Origin of the sequence: Streptomyces sp. NPDC051909, assembly GCF_040681095.1 — a bacterium.
Taxonomy (GTDB): Bacteria; Actinomycetota; Actinomycetes; order Streptomycetales; family Streptomycetaceae; genus Streptomyces.
The window spans coordinates 340246-356218 of record NZ_JBFAYA010000002.1; the positions used below are offsets into that span (position 1 = coordinate 340246).

The 15973-nt window shown below is 72.7% G+C and carries 16 protein-coding genes; 8 read left to right on the forward strand and 8 right to left on the reverse strand.

From position 1 onward, the window contains the following. Nucleotides 1-22: 22 nt before the first annotated feature. The 4 genes from AB0M18_RS04515 to AB0M18_RS04530 all read right to left on the reverse strand — a co-directional run bounded on the left by AB0M18_RS04515 (nt 23) and on the right by AB0M18_RS04530 (nt 4539). Nucleotides 23-643 carry an ATP/GTP-binding protein gene (locus AB0M18_RS04515; RefSeq protein WP_365755491.1) on the reverse strand — a complete coding sequence of 207 codons (621 nt, stop codon included), beginning with the start codon at nt 641-643 and terminating at the stop codon, nt 23-25. A gap of 82 nt (nt 644-725) precedes the next feature. Then, a complete protein-coding gene (locus AB0M18_RS04520) occupies nt 726-1139 on the reverse strand; it encodes a DUF742 domain-containing protein (protein WP_365755307.1) in 414 nt (137 codons plus the stop codon). Further along, the gene (locus tag AB0M18_RS04525; protein WP_365755308.1) at nt 1136-1639 is read right to left on the reverse strand and encodes a roadblock/LC7 domain-containing protein; all 504 of its coding nucleotides are present in this window, start codon (nt 1637-1639) and stop codon (nt 1136-1138) included. The genes AB0M18_RS04520 and AB0M18_RS04525 overlap by 4 nt, the downstream gene beginning before the upstream one ends. Next, on the reverse strand, nt 1636-4539 hold the full coding sequence (locus AB0M18_RS04530; RefSeq protein WP_365755309.1) for a nitrate- and nitrite sensing domain-containing protein: 2904 nt from the start codon (nt 4537-4539) through the stop codon (nt 1636-1638). Before AB0M18_RS04530 ends, AB0M18_RS04525 begins: the two co-directional genes overlap by 4 nt. A 372-nt stretch (nt 4540-4911) precedes the next feature. On the opposite strand from AB0M18_RS04530, the gene AB0M18_RS04535 reads away from it, so the two are divergent. Beyond that, nucleotides 4912-5694, forward strand: coding sequence for a hypothetical protein (locus tag AB0M18_RS04535; protein ID WP_365755310.1), 783 nt, complete (start codon nt 4912-4914; stop codon nt 5692-5694). Between the two features lie 13 nt (nt 5695-5707). Here AB0M18_RS04535 and AB0M18_RS04540 read toward each other — a convergent pair whose 3' ends face one another. Further along, nucleotides 5708-6142 carry a MarR family transcriptional regulator gene (locus tag AB0M18_RS04540; RefSeq protein ID WP_365755311.1) on the reverse strand — a complete coding sequence of 145 codons (435 nt, stop codon included), beginning with the start codon at nt 6140-6142 and terminating at the stop codon, nt 5708-5710. Between the two features lie 300 nt (nt 6143-6442). Between AB0M18_RS04540 and AB0M18_RS04545 the strand changes: the two genes are divergently transcribed. Both AB0M18_RS04545 and AB0M18_RS04550 read left to right on the forward strand, forming a co-directional pair. Beyond that, nucleotides 6443-7288 (forward strand): lysozyme, encoded by an 846-nt coding sequence (locus AB0M18_RS04545; RefSeq protein WP_365755312.1) that lies wholly within the window; start codon nt 6443-6445, stop codon nt 7286-7288. Between the two features lie 199 nt (nt 7289-7487). After that, a complete protein-coding gene (locus AB0M18_RS04550; RefSeq protein WP_365755313.1) occupies nt 7488-8351 on the forward strand; it encodes a lytic polysaccharide monooxygenase in 864 nt (287 codons plus the stop codon). A 3-nt stretch (nt 8352-8354) separates the two neighbouring features. Here AB0M18_RS04550 and AB0M18_RS04555 read toward each other — a convergent pair whose 3' ends face one another. Both AB0M18_RS04555 and AB0M18_RS04560 read right to left on the reverse strand, forming a co-directional pair. Then, entirely contained in the window at nt 8355-8624 is a 270-nt protein-coding gene (locus AB0M18_RS04555) for a DUF397 domain-containing protein (RefSeq protein ID WP_365755314.1), read from the reverse strand. Next, nucleotides 8606-9439 (reverse strand): helix-turn-helix transcriptional regulator, encoded by an 834-nt coding sequence (locus AB0M18_RS04560; protein ID WP_365755315.1) that lies wholly within the window; start codon nt 9437-9439, stop codon nt 8606-8608. Before AB0M18_RS04560 ends, AB0M18_RS04555 begins: the two co-directional genes overlap by 19 nt. A gap of 182 nt (nt 9440-9621) precedes the next feature. Here AB0M18_RS04560 and AB0M18_RS04565 point away from each other — a divergent pair, with 182 nt between their 5' ends. Then, on the forward strand, nt 9622-9987 hold the full coding sequence (locus AB0M18_RS04565; protein ID WP_365755316.1) for a hypothetical protein: 366 nt from the start codon (nt 9622-9624) through the stop codon (nt 9985-9987). Nucleotides 9988-10202: 215 nt separating this feature from the next. Next, nucleotides 10203-11354 carry a glutamate--cysteine ligase gene (locus tag AB0M18_RS04570; protein ID WP_365755317.1) on the forward strand — a complete coding sequence of 384 codons (1152 nt, stop codon included), beginning with the start codon at nt 10203-10205 and terminating at the stop codon, nt 11352-11354. 53 nt (nt 11355-11407) lie between these two features. Here the strand turns inward: AB0M18_RS04570 and lon are convergent, their stop codons facing one another. Continuing rightward, nucleotides 11408-13819, reverse strand: coding sequence for an endopeptidase La (lon, locus tag AB0M18_RS04575; RefSeq protein ID WP_365755318.1), 2412 nt, complete (start codon nt 13817-13819; stop codon nt 11408-11410). A 130-nt stretch (nt 13820-13949) separates the two neighbouring features. On the opposite strand from lon, the gene AB0M18_RS04580 reads away from it, so the two are divergent. The 3 genes from AB0M18_RS04580 to AB0M18_RS04590 all read left to right on the forward strand — a co-directional run bounded on the left by AB0M18_RS04580 (nt 13950) and on the right by AB0M18_RS04590 (nt 15969). Then, nucleotides 13950-14585, forward strand: coding sequence for a GNAT family N-acetyltransferase (locus tag AB0M18_RS04580; protein WP_365755320.1), 636 nt, complete (start codon nt 13950-13952; stop codon nt 14583-14585). A gap of 79 nt (nt 14586-14664) precedes the next feature. After that, nucleotides 14665-15150, forward strand: a complete 486-nt coding sequence (locus AB0M18_RS04585) for a hypothetical protein (RefSeq protein ID WP_365755321.1) — start codon at nt 14665-14667, stop codon at nt 15148-15150. A 114-nt stretch (nt 15151-15264) separates the two neighbouring features. Continuing rightward, nucleotides 15265-15969, forward strand: a complete 705-nt coding sequence (locus AB0M18_RS04590; RefSeq protein ID WP_365755322.1) for a spermidine synthase — start codon at nt 15265-15267, stop codon at nt 15967-15969. The last annotated feature ends 4 nt before the right edge of the window (nt 15970-15973 follow it).

Genomic DNA, 15973 nt, shown 5'->3' on the forward strand with positions numbered 1-15973 from the left:
CTTGGGGTGTGCTGAGGGCGGGCTATTCGGGGGTGGCTTCGAGGGCGTGCTCGACCATCGCGAGCAGCGTCTCCACCACGCTGTACCGCTTGCGCGCGTCCATGATCAGGACCGGTACGTGCTCGGCGATGGTCAGCGCGTCCCGGACGTCCGGGATCTCGAAGCGCTCGGTGCCCTCGAAGTGGTTGACGGCGACGATGTAGGGCAGTCCGCAGCTCTCGAAGTAGTCGAGCGCCGGGAAGCAGTCGGTGAGGCGTCGCGTGTCGGCCATGACGATCGCGCCGATCGCGCCGCGCACCAGGTCGTCCCACATGAACCAGAAGCGCTGCTGCCCGGGCGTGCCGAAGACGTACAGCACCAGGTCGTCGTCGAGGGTGATCCGCCCGAAGTCCATCGCGACGGTCGTGGTCAGCTTGTCCGGCGTGGCGGTGAGGTCGTCGGTCTCCTCGCTCGCCCGCGTCATCAGCGCCTCGGTCTGGAGCGGGGTGATCTCCGAGACCGCGCGGACGAAGGTGGTCTTGCCGACGCCGAAGCCGCCCGCGACGACGACCTTGGTCGCGATCGGGGCGCGGGTGTGGTCGAGCTGCCAGTCCCGGGCGCCCTCTTCGGGATCGGGCTCGGCCGCGGGTTCCGCTTCGGCCACGGGTTCGGGCTCGGCCGCCGTGGGCTGGGCGGGGATGCCGGTGAGCACCGGCGCTTCGGTTTCGTCGGAGACGGAAGTCGCCTCAGAGACGGCGGAGTCCACTCAGCACCCTTTCGAGCAGCGCGCGGTCGGGCTGGCCGGTGCCGTGACCGGTCCCGTACACACGGATCTTTCCCTGGTCGGCCAGGTCGCTGAGCAGCACCCGGACGACACCCAACGGCATCTTCAGAAGCGCCGATATCTCCGCCACCGTCCGCATCCGGCGGCAGATCTCGACGATGGCCCGCATCTCCGGCATCAGACCGCGCGCGGCCCTGCCGCCGTCCGTGAGGGCCTTCCTCCCCGGCGAGGCCTCCAGGGCGGCCACGAAGGTCTCCACGAGGAGGACGTGGCCGAAGCGGGTACGGCCGCCGGTGAGCGAGTAGGGACGGACCCGGGAGGGGCGCCGCCCCTCCCCGCGTATCGGCAGCCGGTGGATGTGGGACGCGGCGGTCACTGTGCGCTCTCCATGCCCTGGGCGGACTTGGCCAGTTCGCTGCGCAGCTCGGGGGTGAGGACGTGCCCGGCGCGGCCCACGAAGAGCGCCATGTGGTACGCGATGACGCTCATGTCGCAGTCGGGCGTGGCGTGCACGCCGAGCAGCGAGCCGTCGCTGATCGACATCACGAAGACGCTGCCTTCCTCCATCGCGACCATGGTCTGCTTGACCCCGCCGCCGTCCATCAGCCGGGCGGCGCCGATGGTGAGGCTGCCGATGCCCGAGACGATGGTGGCGAGGTCGGCGCTGGAGCCGCGCGGCCCGTAGGCCTGGTCGGCCCGGTCGGCGGCCGCGGGCGCCCCGGCCGGGACGTCCGGGTCCGACGAGAGCAGGAGCAGGCCGTCGGAGGAGACCACGGCGACGGAGCGGACGCCGGGCACCTCCTCGACCAGGTTGCCCAGCAGCCACTGCAGGTTGCGGGCCTCGCTGCTCAGTCCGAATGTTCCGGTCGCAGTCAACTGCGTGCCTCCTCGACTGTGTCCCCCGTCTTCTCCTCGGTACGTGCGGAGTCAGCGGCGCGGATCTCGGCCGCGACGTCGCGGCGGCCGTTCTCGGCTCCTCGCTGGAAGCCGCCCAGGCGCCTGCGCAGCGCCTCGGCGTCCACGCCGCCGCGCCGTATCGGCGCGGTGGGGGCACCGGCACCGGCCTGCCGCACTATCCGCGGGGTGCGCTTGGGCAGTCCCTTGTCGGTGACCCGCTCCCACTGCCCGGAGCGCGGGCCGGACACGTGGTCGGCCTCGGGCTCCTCGGTGACGCGCTCGTGCGCGTCGGGCTCGGCCGGCGGGTCGGGCAGGCGCACCTGGAGCGTGGTCTCGGACACGGACTCGCCGAGACCGGGGGTCTGTACGGGCGCGGGCGCGGGCTCGGGAGCCGGTACGGGCTCCTGGAACACCGGCTCTTGGCGCACCGGCGCCTGCGCGGGCGCGGGCTCCTGCATGAGCGGGGGCTCCTGCGCGGGCGCGGGCTCCGGAAGCGGCGGCTCCGACTCCGCCTGCGCGATGGCCCGCTCCGCCGCCTCGACCAGCGGGTCGCGGTGCGAGGGCAGGGTGTTGGAGTTCGCCTCGGCGACCGAGCCCGGCAGGGTCAGTACGGGCACCTGGCCGCCCGCCGCGAGCGTGACGGTCGGCGGGACGGTGGCCGGCGGGGCGGAGGGCAGCAGCGGCAGCGGGAGGACCACGACGGCGGTGGTGCCGCCCTGGGTGTGCTCGCGCAGCTCGACCCGTACGCCGTGGCGCTCGGCGAGCAGCGCGGTGACCCGGATGCCCAGGCCCTCGCCGTCCGCGCCGGTGCCGGCCGGGTCGCCGGGGTCGGCGAGCCGCGCGTTGAGCTCGGCGGTCCGGGCGGCGGAGATGCCGATGCCGCCGTCCTGGACGGAGAGCATGACCTCGCCGGACTCCAGGAGCCAGCCGGACAGCTGGACCTGGGTGTCGGGCGGCGAGAACGAGGTGGCGTTCTCCAGGAGTTCGGCGATCAGATGGCTGAGGTCGTCCGCGGCGAAGCCGGCCACCTGGGCGTGCGGCGGCAGCGACTGGATGCTGACCCGCTCGTAGCGCTCGATCTCGCTGACGGCGGCGCGCAGCACGTCGACCAGCGGCACCGGGCCGGGGTGGCCGTGGTGGTGCTCGTGGCCGGCGAGGACCAGGAGGTTCTCGCTGTGGCGGCGCATGACGGTCGCCATGTGGTCGAGCTTGAAGAGGGTGGCGAGCCGGTCCGGGTCCTGCTCGCGCTCCTCCAGCTTCTCGATGACCCCGAGCTGGCGCTCGACCAGACCGAGGCTGCGCAGCGAGAGGTTGACGAAGGTGTGCTGGACGGTGCCGCGCAGCCGCTCCAGTTCGGCGGTGAGCAGCGCGTTCTGGCCCTGGAGCTCGGCGCGCTGGGCGGCCAGCTCGGCGGCGACGGCCTCGCGGGCGGCGGCCAGTTCGGCGCGCTCGCCGTCGAGCCGCCCGACCCGGGCGGAGAGCTCGGCGAGCCGGCCCTGGAGGGTGTTGAGGGACCGTACGACCTGGGCGAACTCGTCGTTGCGCCCGGTGAAGCGGATCGGCTCCTCGCGCTCGGGCTCGCCGGAGCCGGCGAGCCGGGCGGCGCCGATCCGGAGCACGGCGAGCGGCCGGGTCATGGAGCGGGCGACCCAGGTGGCGATGCCGACGGCGACGAGCAGACAGCCGCCCAGGTAGGCGATACGGACTTCGAGGGCGGTGATGTCGTCGGCGCGGAGCGCGGAGAGGCGCTCCGCGCGCTGGGTGGCGAGGGTGGACTCGACGCCGCGCATCTGCTCGATGCGGGCGGAGAGCGCGGCGTCCAGCTTGACCGGGTCGGTGTCGAGCTCGGAGTCGGAGAGCTCGGGCCGGTCGGTGAGCCTGGCGAGCTGGCGCTCGGCGCTCTTGACGTCGGGGCCGGTGACGGTGGCGGCGAGGGAGTCGCGGGCCGGGGCGGTGGCGGCCTGGTCGAAGTCGGCGAGGGCGGCGAGTTCCCGGACCCGGGCCTGCTGGGCGGCGGCGGTGAGGGCGTTACGGGTGCGGTCGGCCTCCTCCGCGCCCTCGGGCCTGTCCGTGACGTAGGTGCCGCTGAGCGGGTCGTAGTGGGTGGTGCCGCTGGAGTCGGGACGCGGGACGGCGAGCGCGGCGAGCAGCAGTCCGCGCTCGGCGGAGGCCTGCTCGGTGGCGCGGCCGAGGGCGGCGGGGGCGCGCAGGGCCTCGGCGGCGCGGGCCGGGGTGCGCTCGGCGAGCGCGTCGGCGAGGGCCTGGAGCTTGCCGATGACGTCGGTGTAGGCCTTGTGGGCCTCCAGGGCGGTGCCCTTGCCGGTGAGCGCGGCGCGCCGGATGGAGGGCAGACCGGCCAGGTCGCGGCGGAGTTCGGCGGGGGCGGCGGCGCGGATCTCGTCGATCTGGCGGTCGACCCGGGCGGAGCGGGCGTCGGTGATCCGGCGCTTGTCCTTGGCGCTGCCGCTCTGCTCGTCGCGGCCCGCGGCGACGTAGGCGACGACCTCGTCGCGCTCGTCGGAGAGCGAGTGGGCGAGGGTGACGGCCTGGCGGTCGAGTTCGGCGAGGGCGACCAGGTCGACCGACTCGTCGAGGTCGGCGGAGGCGGTGAGGACCATGGGGGCGCCGGCGGCGAGCACGGTGACGCCGACCAGGGCGACTCCGGCGAAGAGCCGGCTGCGGACGCGCTTGGCGCGGCCGGCGGGGGTTGCGACACCGGGACCGGCCGTGGCACCGGGACCGGCCGTGGCGCCGGGACCGGTCGTCGCGCCGGGGGCCGCGGGGGTCGCGGGCAGCCCGGAATTCTGCGGGTCACCGGGGGTCTGGCTCCGCGTGCCGTTGTTGCTCCGAGGCCGCTTCTTCTGCACCGGTGCTCGCATTCTTGACTCGTCCGCCCATGAAGCAGAGGTGACGACCGGTCACATGTAAGAGCCCCCACCCCTGGTGTGTCTTCCGACCATTTCAGCGGTTCTGGTCAGGGGTCTGGCATCGGCCGCTCCGCCACCCGAACGAGTGAACAACACTCCTGAGTTGGCGAACAACTCGCACCCGCGGGTACAGGTGTGTCCGGCTTACCGCCGGTTGGATCTTCCGCGCGGGCTTTGGCAGGATGCCCGCCCGCAGCTTCCCGGAGCCTTCACTTCCGTGTCTCCACCCCCGTCAGGCGCCTTTGGTACAGGCCATTTTCGGGCGTCTGGAGGCGGTGTGAAGGAGTGATGCGGGCGGGTGGTCCGCGGGGCAGACTGTGGATCATGCGCACGGAAGCGGTGACCCTCCCCGGCAGCCCCGAACGCCCCAATGAGGACTGGGCGGCCGCAGCTCTGCCCGCCGCGGGGGCGGGCGGGACGATCGTGGTCCTGGACGGGGTGACACCCCCGGCGGGCGAGGACGGTTGTGTGCACGGGGTGCCCTGGTTCACGGCCCGGCTCGGCGGCGCTTTGACGGAACTGTCCGCTTCGCGGCGCGATCTGACGCTGTCCGGGATCCTCGCCTTGGCAATCCGACGCACCGCGGACGCCCACCGGAACACCTGTGACCTTTCTCACGTCCGAACTCCGCAGGCGACGGTGGCCATGGCGCGCTGGGACGAGGAGACCGTGGAGCATCTGGTGCTGTCCGACGCGGCGCTGCTCCTCGCGGCCCCGGACGGCACGGTGCGGGCGGTGCTCGACGACCGGCTCGACCGGGTGCCGGCCGAGGTGCGGCGCTCCCTGGCGGCCACGGACCGGCTGCGCAACGCGGAGGGCGGCTTCTTCACGGCCGCCGCGGACCCGTCCGTCGCCGCCCACGCGGTGACCGGGACGAGCCCGCGTGCGGCGGTACGGGCGGTGGCGGCGCTCAGCGACGGCGCGACCCGCTGGGTGGAGCTGTTCCGGGCCGGCGACTGGACGGACCTCTTCGCGATCCTCGACAAGGAGGGCCCGCACGCCCTGCTGCACCGGGTCCGGGCCCTGGAGACGGCGGACGCGGCAGCCGGCGGCACACACCGCTGGAAGCTCCACGACGACGCGACCGCCGTGTATGTGGAGCTCTGAGCGCCGCGCGGATTCAGCCCTCCGCCGAGCGGACGTTGAAGTGGCGGAGGAGCCGGGCCAGTTCCGCGACCTCCGCGCGGTCCCAGTCGGCGAGCTTGCGGACGTACCGCTCGCGGCGCGCGTCCCGGACGTGGCGGAAGCGGCCCTGGCCCTCCTCGGTGAGCCGGACCAGGGAGGCGCGTCCGTCGGCGGGGTCGGGGTCGCGGGCGACCAGGCCGAGGTCCTCCAGGGCCCGCAGCTGACGGCTCATCGTGGCCTTGCCGACGCCGAAGTACCCCGCCAGGTCGGTGGCGCGCTGCGGTCCGGCCTCGTCGAGCCGGACGAAGAGCCCGTAGGCCGCGGGCTCCAGTTCGGGGTGGACCTCGCGGGCCATCTCGCCGGACTGGGCGCGGGCGCGGCGCAGAAAGACCGCCAGTTCGCGTTCCAGGGCGAGGAATTCCTGGTCCACACCACTCCCGCTCTTGGGTCCGGATTCACTCCCCGTACCGCTTACGTGCACGTCAGCACCCCTCGCGCGCTTTCCGCTCGCTGAAAGTTTCACAGCCACGGCGGCCATCGCCGCAGCTCTTTCAGTATTTCGCAGGCGTAGACCAACGGCAGCCGCCGGGCCCTCTTCCGTCCGGCGGGTCTACGTGCGTAGCGTCGTCCCCGGCGACACTGCATGACATGTCCGCGCCAGCTTTGACGCGGGCAGCTCTGTCCTGGTTCCCCGTCCTGGTTCCCCCGCCGAGCCCCTCGGAGGCACGCGATGCGTGTGCACAGATCCGGAACGACTCTCGCCGGCGCCGCTCTCGCGGCCCTGGCCCTCGCCCTCCCCCTCGCCCTCTCCGGCCCCGCGAGCGCCGCGCCGGACCCCGACACCAAGACCGCCAAGCAGGTCCCCGCCCGCGGCTCCGCCTACATGGGCATGGGCGTGATCGCCCATGACGGCCAGGGCGCACAGCCGGGCGGCATCTCGATCCAGGCCGTGCAGACCGAGGGCGTGGACGTCTCCAGCCACCAGGGGAACGTCGCCTGGTCGACGCTGTGGAACAGCGGGGTGAAGTGGGCCTACGTCAAGGCGACGGAAGGCACGTACTACAAGAACACCTACTTCACGCAGCAGTACAACGGCTCGTACAACGTGGGCATGATCCGCGGCTCGTACCACTTCGCCACGCCGGACACCACGACGGGCGCGGCGCAGGCCGACTACTTCGTGAACAACGGCGGCGGCTGGTCGAAGGACGGCAAGACGCTGCCGGGGGCGCTGGACATCGAGTGGAACCCGTACGGCGCGACCTGCTACGGCAAGACACAGTCGGGGATGGTCGCCTGGATCCGCGACTTCGTGAACCGCTACAAGTACCGGACCGGCCGCGACCCGGTGATCTACACCGCCACCAGCTGGTGGACCCAGTGCACCGGCAACTACGGCGGCTTCGCCACCACCAACCCGCTGTGGATCGCGCGGTACTCCTCCACGGTCGGCACCCTGCCGGCCGGCTGGAGCTACTACACGATGTGGCAGTACACCTCGACCGGCCCGACGGTCGGCGACCACAACCACTTCAACGGCGACCTCTCGCGGGTGCAGGCGCTCGCGAACGGCTGACGGAACGGTACGGCGGCGGGGTTCCGGGCGAGCGGCACGCCCGAGGCCCCGCCGCCGCGCGTTGCCCGGGCCACTCCCCTTGCCTATTGGTATGGACCAATGCGACCCTCTTGGCGGCGCCACGGGAGGCCGCAACTCCCATACGCCACACGTGTGTTGCTCGTCCCGTCCTCCCCCACGTACGAGAGAGAGCCCCCGCATGCCGTCCCCTCGCCGCACCACCGCCGCCCTCGCCGCGGTCTCCGCCGCCGCGCTCGTCTCCCTCACCCCGACCGCCGCGCAGGCCCACGGCGCCGTGTTCAACCCGGTCAGCCGGATCGCCGCCTGTTACGCCGAGGGGCCGGAGTCCCCCGACTCCCAAGTGTGCAAGGACCTCGTCGCCGACTCCGGCACCCAGCCGCTCTACGACTGGAACGAGGTCAACATCGCCAACGCCGACGGCAACCACCAGGCGCTGATCCCGGACGGCAAGCTCTGCTCGGCCAACCGCGACAAGTACCGCGCGCTCGACTGGGCCCGCACCGACTGGCCGGCCACGGCCGTGAACTCCGGCGCCTTCGGCTTCAAGATCCGGGTCACCGCCCCGCACTCCGGCACGATGACGATGTACATCACCAAGCAGGGCTTCGACCCGACGCAGCCGCTGAAGTGGTCGGACCTCGACAGCGCCCCGGTCGCCGTCCACAACACCACCCGCACCTCGACCGACGGCTACTACGCCTTCGACGGCACCCTGCCCTCCCGGACCGGCCGTCACATCGTCTACATGATCTGGCAGCGCAACGACAGCCCCGAGGCCTTCTACAGCTGCTCGGACGTGACCTTCGGCGGGACCGCGGCGGCCACGGCCGAGGCCCCGACCGAGGCGGAACTCATGGCGGGCGCGCAGCTGTCCACGGTCAGCCACGCGGGCCACGGCGGCGACGAACAGCCCCCGGCCCTCGCCACGGACACCGCCGAGACCTCCGGCTCCCCGCTCCCCCTCGCCCTGGCGGGCGCCGGCGCGCTGGCCGCCTTCGGAGCGGGCAGCGTGCTCGTCGCGCGGCGCCGTAACGAGGGCTGACCGTCAGGCCTTCAGGCCGGCGATGAAGGACGCCCAGGCCGGGGCGGCGACCACGAGCACCGGCCCGGCGGGAACCTTGCTGTCGCGGACCGGGACGACACCGGGAACGTCGTCCCGGACCTCGACGCAATTTCCGCCGTCGCCGTCGCTGTAGCTGCTCTTGCGCCAGCCGGCGTCCGCGAAGTCGTACGAGACCTCGACGCAATCGCCGCCGTGACCGTCGCTGTAGGAGCTCTTGAACCAGTGGGCGTGGGTCAGGTCGTAGGCGCGCATCGTCTGTAGTCCTCCGCCGCCGATTCGATCAGGGCCAGGGACGCCTCCGGCGACAGCGCGGCGCTCCTGAGCAGATCGTAGGTCGCTTGCGCGCGCTTCACCACCGCCGGATCGTCGAGCAGATTGCCCGAATACACCGCCTCGGTATAGGCCGTTGGCGGCTGATCCTCGAACTCCATGAGCCTGAGCGGCTTCCCCATCTGGGGGTACGCGCCCGCAGCGAACGGCAGCACCTGGATCAGCACCTTGCGCTCGCGTGCGGCCGCCACAAGCTGGTCCAGCTGCTCGGCCATGACTGCGGGGCCGCCCACCGGAATGCGTAGCGCCGCCTCATGCAGGATCGCCCAATACACCGGCCGTGTCGCGTCCTTGAGGATCGCGTTCCTGTCCATCCGACCCTGGACCGTGTCCTCGATGTACTCGTCGGTGGCCAGAGGGTTGCTTGCGAGCGTAACGGCCCACGCATAGGCGGGCGTCTGGAGCAGGCCGGGGATGGTGGTGGACTCGAAGTCGCAGATCTTCGTCGCCGCGGCCTCCAGCTCGGCCGCCGCCTGAAAGTACGACGCGTACGGCGACTTGTTGATCAGTCTCCGCCAGGTCTTCTCGAAGAGGTGCCCCGTCTTCAGCACCTCGTCGAACATCTTCGCCAGCTCCAGTTGCGGCTTCCGGACCCCCTGCTCGAACAGCCCGATGTACGCCCCGGAGACGAACACCCGCGCACCCAACTCGCTCTGCGTGAGCCCCGCCGCCTCCCGGTGCTCCTTCAGCAGCTCGCCGAAGAACTCCCACGCTTCCTGCCGTTTGGCCTTGGCCATGGTTTAACTCCCCAAACCCGCAGCGTAGTTGCCACCCCCGTAGCCGCTACCGACTGTACGGATCCCCCCTCACCCGCAGTCACCGAACCCGAAGATTCCCCCGAACGGGCCAGCCGCGCCACGGTCGCTTGCGCCTCGTAAGATCGTCCGCTGATGGTCGACACAGCTCTTGGGGGACGAACGTGGAACGACCGGACGACCGCTTCGCATCAACCCTGCGCTTCGCCACGGAACTTGTCGCCTGGGTGGCCACCCCGTGGGCCTTGTCCACGTACTCGTGGCTGCTCGCCGTCTTGGCGGTGGTGGTATTGATCGGCCTTCCGACCGTCTTCTCCACCCCGGGAGACAAGAGGCAGGTGATCATCCCGGTTCCGGGGACGGTCACGATCCTGCTCGTGCTCCTCCAGCTCGCCGCCGCCGTGATCTCCGCATGGTTGGCGTGGCCCGTCTACGCGGCAGCCCTTGTGTCGCTCCTCGCCGCCGCCACCCTCGTCACAGAACGCCGACGCTGGCGGTGGCTGGTCTCCACGGACCCGCACACCGCCTGACGGTCCACGGCGAGCTCCCCGCACCGGGGTGAACGCTCACCTGCCGCCCAGGGCGCTGCTGTCGCCCTCGTGCCCTCCGACGTACCTTCTCGTGTCGATTTCGCGCCATCCGTACCAGGACGGGTGGGAGTGAGTGCTTCCGTGGACAGGCTTCAGGAGAGCTCCGTTCGAACGGCCGTCAGCGCACGTCGTCCGACCGCGAAGGAGAGCGCTCCATGCGGAAGCAGCAGCGGTGGGTCTATCACCGTGGGGAAGGGCCGCGCACGTTCGGGGTGGAGGAGGAGCTGCTCCTCGTCGATCCCGAGAACGGGATTCCCCGGCCGCTCTCCGGCACCGTCACCGAGATCGCCGCATGGCACGCCGATGTCCTGCGGCCGGCGGAACGGGTCGAGCCGGTGCAGCGCGAGTTGTTCTGCGAGATGGTGGAGATCGCCACCCGCCCTTGCGTGACCTCGGCCGAGCTCGACGAGCTGCTGCGGCAGGCAAGAGGCGCCGTCGCGGCCGCCGCCAAGGAGGCGGGGGCGGCCGTGGCGGCGCTCGCGACCGCGCCGGTGCGGTTCGACCCGCTGCTCAATCCGGCCGACCGCTACCGGCGCATCGAGGACCGGTTCGCCCGGCTCGTCGACGACAAGCTCACCTGCGCCTGTCACGTCCACGTCCATCTCGCCTCCGCGGAGGAGGGCGTCGCGGTCCTCGACCGGCTCCGGCCCTGGCTCGCGCCGCTCCTCGCGCTGAGTGCCAACTCGCCGTTCTGGCAGGGCCGGGACACCGGTTACGCGAGCTGGCGCCACCAGCTGTGGTCGCGCTGGCCGATGAGCGGGCCGAGCGAGCTGTACGGCGACGTCGAGACGTACGAGGAGACCACGCGGGCCATGGTGGCGAGCGAGGTGCTCCTCGACGAGCACATGGTCTACTTCGACGCCCGGCTGTCCCGTCGATACCCGACGGTGGAGGTGCGGGTCGGCGACGTCTGCCAGCACGTCGAGGACGGTGTGCTCCTCGCCGTCCTCGTCCGCGCCCTGGTGGAGACGGAGGCCCGGTCCTGGCGGGCGGGCCGGGAGCCCGATCCCGTCCCGACCGCCGTGCTGCGCCTGGCGTCCTGGCGAGCCAGCAGATACGGGCTACGGGGCGCGCTGCTGCACCCGCTGACCTGGCAGCCGGCCCCGGCGGGCGCCGTCCTGGAGGCCCTGGTCGGCCATGTCGCCCCGGCCCTGCGGGCCACCGGCGACCTGGACCGGGCCGTGCGCGGCACCGAACTGCTGCTCGCCCGGGGCACCGGCGCCGACCTTCAGCGGGCCGCGCACGGTGGCGACGCGGACCTGGCCTCGGTCGTCGCCGACGCCGTGCGCCGTACCGTCCCCGCGTGAGACGGCCGGTGGGCGCCCCTCGGCGAGGGGCGCCCACCGCACACCGCCGTCCGTCACGCCGCCGCGCTCACCGCGACCTCCGCCGGGGTCAGGGCGATCTCCAGGACCTGGCGGACGTCCGTGACCGGGTGGACCTCCAGCTTCTGGAGGAACTCGGCGGGGACGTCGTCGAGGTCGGCCTCGTTGCGCTTGGGGATCACGACGGTCGTGATGCCCGCGCGGTGGGCGGCGAGGAGCTTCTGCTTCAGGCCGCCGATCGGGAGGACCCGGCCGGTGAGGGAGACCTCGCCGGTCATCGCGACGTCCGTGCGGACCAGCCGGCCGCTGAGCAGCGAGGCGAGGGCTGTGGTCATCGTGATGCCCGCGCTGGGGCCGTCCTTCGGGACCGCGCCCGCCGGGAAGTGGATGTGCACGCCGCGGTCCTTGAGACCGGTGACGGGCAGCTCCAGCTCCGCGCCGTGCGAACGGAGGAAGGAGAGCGCGATCTGCGCGGACTCCTTCATCACGTCGCCCAGCTGACCGGTGAGGGTCAGTCCGGCCGCGCCGGTCTCCGGGTCGGCCAGCGAGGCCTCGACGAAGAGCACGTCGCCGCCGGCGCCGGTGACGGCGAGGCCGGTGGCCACGCCGGGCACCGAGGTACGGCGCTCGGCCGGGTCCTGGGCGGACTCGGGCACGTGGTGGGGCCGCCCGATCAGGCCGCGCAGGTCGCCCTCGCCGAGGGTGGCCGGCAGCTCGCGCTCGCCCAGTTCGTGCTGGGCGGCCACCTTCCGCAGCAGCCGGGCGATCGAGCGCTCCAGGGTGCGGACGCCCGCCTCCCGGGTGTACTCGCCGGCCAGCTTGCGCAGCGCCGACTCCTCCAGGACGATCTCGCCCTCGGCCAGGCCGGCCCGCTCCAGCTGCCGGGGCAGCAGGTGGTCACGGGCGATGACGACCTTCTCGTCCTCGGTGTAGCCGTCGAGGCGGACCAGCTCCATGCGGTCGAGCAGGGCCTCCGGGATGGCCTCCAGGACGTTCGCCGTGGCGAGGAAGACCACGTCGCTCAGGTCGAGTTCGACCTCCAGGTAGTGGTCGCGGAAGGTGTGGTTCTGCGCCGGGTCGAGGACTTCGAGCAGCGCCGCCGCCGGGTCGCCCCGGTAGTCGGAGCCGACCTTGTCGATCTCGTCGAGCAGGACCACCGGGTTCATCGACCCGGCCTCCTTGATCGCCCGGACGATGCGGCCGGGCAGCGCGCCCACGTAGGTGCGCCGGTGGCCGCGGATCTCCGCCTCGTCCCGGACGCCGCCGAGGGCGACCCGGACGAACTTGCGGCCCATGGCGTGCGCGACGGACTCGCCGAGCGAGGTCTTGCCGACGCCGGGCGGGCCGACGAGCGCGAGCACGGCGCCGCCGCGCCGGCCGCCGACCACGCCGAGGCCGCGCTCGGCCCGGCGCTTGCGGACGGCCAGGTACTCGGTGATGCGCTCCTTCACGTCCTCCAGGCCGGCGTGCTCGGCGTCCAGGACCGCCTTGGCGCCCTGGATGTCGTACCGGTCCTCGGTCCGCTCGCTCCACGGCAGTTCGAGCACCGTGTCGAGCCAGGTGCGGATCCAGGAGCCCTCCGGGGACTGGTCGCTGGACCGCTCCAGCTTCTCGACCTCCTTGAGGGCCGCCTCGCGGACCTTCTCCGGCAGGTCGGCGGCCTCGACCCGGGCCCGGTAGTCGTCGGCCTCGTCCGCCTCGCTCTCGCCGTTGAGCTCGCGCAGCTCCTTGCGGACGGCTTCGAGCTGACGCCGCAGCAGGAACTCGCGCTGCTGCTTGTCGACGCCCTCCTGGACGTCCTTGGCGATGGTCTCGGCGACGTCCTGCTCGGCCAGGTGCTCGCGCAGCTGCGCGGTGGCGAGCTTCAGGCGGGCGACCGGGTCGGCGGTCTCCAGGAGCGCGAGCTTCTGCTCGACGGTGAGGAAGGGCGAGTAGCCCGAGTTGTCGGCGAGGGCGCCGACGCCCTCGATCTGCTGGACGCGGTCGACGACCTGCCAGGCGCCGCGCTTGCGCAGCCAGCTGGTGGCCAGCGCCTTGTACTCCTTGACCAGTTCGGTCACGGAGCCGGGCAGGGGCTCGGGCAGGATCTCCTCGACGACGGTGCCCTCGACCCACAGGGCGCCGCCCGGGCCGGTGGTCCCGGCGCCGATACGGACGCGGCCGCGGGCGCGGATCAGCGCGCCGGGGTCGCCGTCGGACAGGCGTCCGACCTGCTCGACGGTGCCGAGCACACCGGTCCCGGCGTACGTGCCGTCCACCCGGGGCACCAGCAGCACCCGCGGCTTTCCGGTGCCGCCGCGCGCGGCGGCCTGCGCGGCCTCGACCGCGGCCCGCACGTCGTTGTCGGACAGGTCGAGCGGCACCACCATTCCGGGCAGCACGACCTCGTCGTCGAGCGGCAGCACAGGCAGAGCGATCGGCGCGGACGCCATGGACTCAGCAGCCATGATCTCCCCTTCGGCAGTCAAGTTGAGCTATGTGGACTCAATGCACCTGAGCCGCCGAATGTTCCCCACCCCTTGTTCGCTCTGAGCGATCACTCCCCCGCAGGCCGTGAACAGCCGATGTAATGCCCTCATGGATATCGCAGCCATTACATCGGCCTGGGTGGCCGGCTGGACCGTCTCCCGGGGCACCGCGCCCGCCGTCGTCGAACCCTGGGGCTACCGGATCGACGTGGGACTGCCCGGGCACGTCTTCCGGCATGTGCTGCCGCACCCGGACGCGGTGTCCGTGGGAAAGCTGTGCGCGGGGATCACGGAGCCGGGCGCCTGGCTGAAGGTGATGGCGACGCCCGAGGAGGTGGCGCCCTGGATCACCGAGGGCTGGACGGTCCCCGACGACCCCGGCTTCATGATGACCAGGCGGCTCGACCCCTCGGTCCGGCCCGCGCCGCCCGAGGGCTACGCGCGCACCACCGAGACCCGCGACGGGGTGATCCGGGTGCGGATCCTCGCGCCCGACGGCACCCTGGCCGCCCGCGGCCAGATCGCGCCGACCGGCGCGACGGCCGTGGCGGACCAGATCGAGACCGATCCGGCCCACCGGCGGCGCGGGCTCGGCGCCAATGTGACGCGCACCCTGGAGGCGGCCGCCGCGCAGGCCGGCGCCGAGACCGGGGTCCTGTCGGCGACCGCCGACGGGATGGCGCTCTACGACTCCCTCGACTGGTACCACCGCGGCCCGCTCACCGGCATCGTCCGCACCGCCTGACCGGCCCACGCCTCGCCTTCACGTGCTCCGGTTCGTGTTCCGGCTGCGCCCGACCCCGAAGTGCGGGCATGCTCGGGCCATGGAGTACGCGAAGCGGTACGGAGCGGCGGCGGTCCTCGCCGCGGTCGTCGTGGTCACCGGCTGCGGCCAGGCGCCCGCGGCGCCCCCGGACGCCCCGGGCACGAGCAGCACCGCGCCCCGGGACGGGCATCCGGCGCCCCAGGAGGACCTGGTCGAGGTCGTCGTGAGCGGCGGCTTCGCGGGCGTCCGGAACAAGCTGGTCGTCCGGTACGACGGCTCCTGGACCCTCCGCAGGGGCACCGGTGAGCCCACCACCGGCCGGATGACCCCGGACCACGTCGCCGCGCTCCGCGCCGCCCTGGAGGACCCGGCGTACGCGAAGGTCCCCGACCGCCCCACCGGCAGCCCGGTCGCCGACGGCTTCGAGTACGCCGTCACGTACGCCCACCGGCTCGTCCTCACCCGCGACGGCGAGGACCGCCCGCCCGCGCTCCAGCGGGTCTTCGACGCCCTCCCCGACGGCGGCCCGCCGACCGCGCCCTGAACGCGGGCCCCGCCCGTAACCCCCGCGCATCCCGTTCGATAAGCGATTGTCCCGGCCGCCCCGCTTTCGGAGGATGGCCGGACGGACACGTACGCATCGAGCCAGGGAGTGAGCATGACCAGCCCCGTCACCCTCGACCGCCGCGAGGGCCCGTACGGAGAGGTCGTCCTGCGGCGCCGGGACGCCGAGCACGCCGAGGACCGCACCCACTACGAGATCATCGCCAACGGCACCTTCCTGATGGACACCTCCGACGGGCGCTCGGAGCGGCTGCTCGTCGACGCGGCGATGGACGCGCTGCCGGAGGACCGGCGGCCGGGCGCCGCCGTCCTGATCGGCGGTCTCGGCGTCGGTTTCTCGCTGGCGCACGCCGCCGCCGATCCGCGCTGGGGACGGATCGCCGTCGCCGAGCGCGAGGAGGCGATCATCGACTGGCACCGCCGGGGCCCGCTGGCCGCCGTGTCCGGTCCGGCGCTCACCGATCCGCGCACCGTGATCCTGCACACGGATCTGGTCGAGTACGTCCGCACCTCCCCGGACACGTACGACGCGCTCTGCCTGGACATCGACAACGGGCCGGACTGGACGGTCACCGAGGACAACGAATCCCTTTACTCCGCCGAGGGTTTGGCCGCCTGCGCGGCCCGCCTGAAGCCGGGCGGAATCCTCGCCGTGTGGTCGGCGCAGCCCTCCGCCGATTTCGAAGAGTCGTTGCGGAATGCCGGATTCAGCGGGGTACGGACGGAAGAGATCCCCGTTGCCCGGGGCGTCCCCGACGTGGTCCACCTCGCCGTCCGGCCCGCCGGATCGACTGCGTAGCCTT

What these genes read in the sequence shown, in the direction of transcription:
- AB0M18_RS04530 (WP_365755309.1), bottom strand. Translation starts at nt 4,539, where the DNA reads ATGCGAGCACCGGTGCAGAAGAAGCGGCCTCGGAGCAACAACGGCACG.
- AB0M18_RS04535 (WP_365755310.1), top strand. Translation starts at nt 4,912, where the DNA reads ATGCGCACGGAAGCGGTGACCCTCCCCGGCAGCCCCGAACGCCCCAAT.
- AB0M18_RS04545 (WP_365755312.1), top strand. Translation starts at nt 6,443, where the DNA reads ATGCGTGTGCACAGATCCGGAACGACTCTCGCCGGCGCCGCTCTCGCG.
- AB0M18_RS04550 (WP_365755313.1), top strand. Translation starts at nt 7,488, where the DNA reads ATGCCGTCCCCTCGCCGCACCACCGCCGCCCTCGCCGCGGTCTCCGCC.
- AB0M18_RS04555 (WP_365755314.1), bottom strand. Translation starts at nt 8,624, where the DNA reads ATGCGCGCCTACGACCTGACCCACGCCCACTGGTTCAAGAGCTCCTAC.
- AB0M18_RS04560 (WP_365755315.1), bottom strand. Translation starts at nt 9,439, where the DNA reads ATGGCCAAGGCCAAACGGCAGGAAGCGTGGGAGTTCTTCGGCGAGCTG.
- AB0M18_RS04570 (WP_365755317.1), top strand. Translation starts at nt 10,203, where the DNA reads ATGCGGAAGCAGCAGCGGTGGGTCTATCACCGTGGGGAAGGGCCGCGC.
- lon (WP_365755318.1), bottom strand. Translation starts at nt 13,819, where the DNA reads ATGGCTGCTGAGTCCATGGCGTCCGCGCCGATCGCTCTGCCTGTGCTG.
- AB0M18_RS04580 (WP_365755320.1), top strand. Translation starts at nt 13,950, where the DNA reads ATGGATATCGCAGCCATTACATCGGCCTGGGTGGCCGGCTGGACCGTC.
- AB0M18_RS04585 (WP_365755321.1), top strand. Translation starts at nt 14,665, where the DNA reads ATGGAGTACGCGAAGCGGTACGGAGCGGCGGCGGTCCTCGCCGCGGTC.
- AB0M18_RS04590 (WP_365755322.1), top strand. Translation starts at nt 15,265, where the DNA reads ATGACCAGCCCCGTCACCCTCGACCGCCGCGAGGGCCCGTACGGAGAG.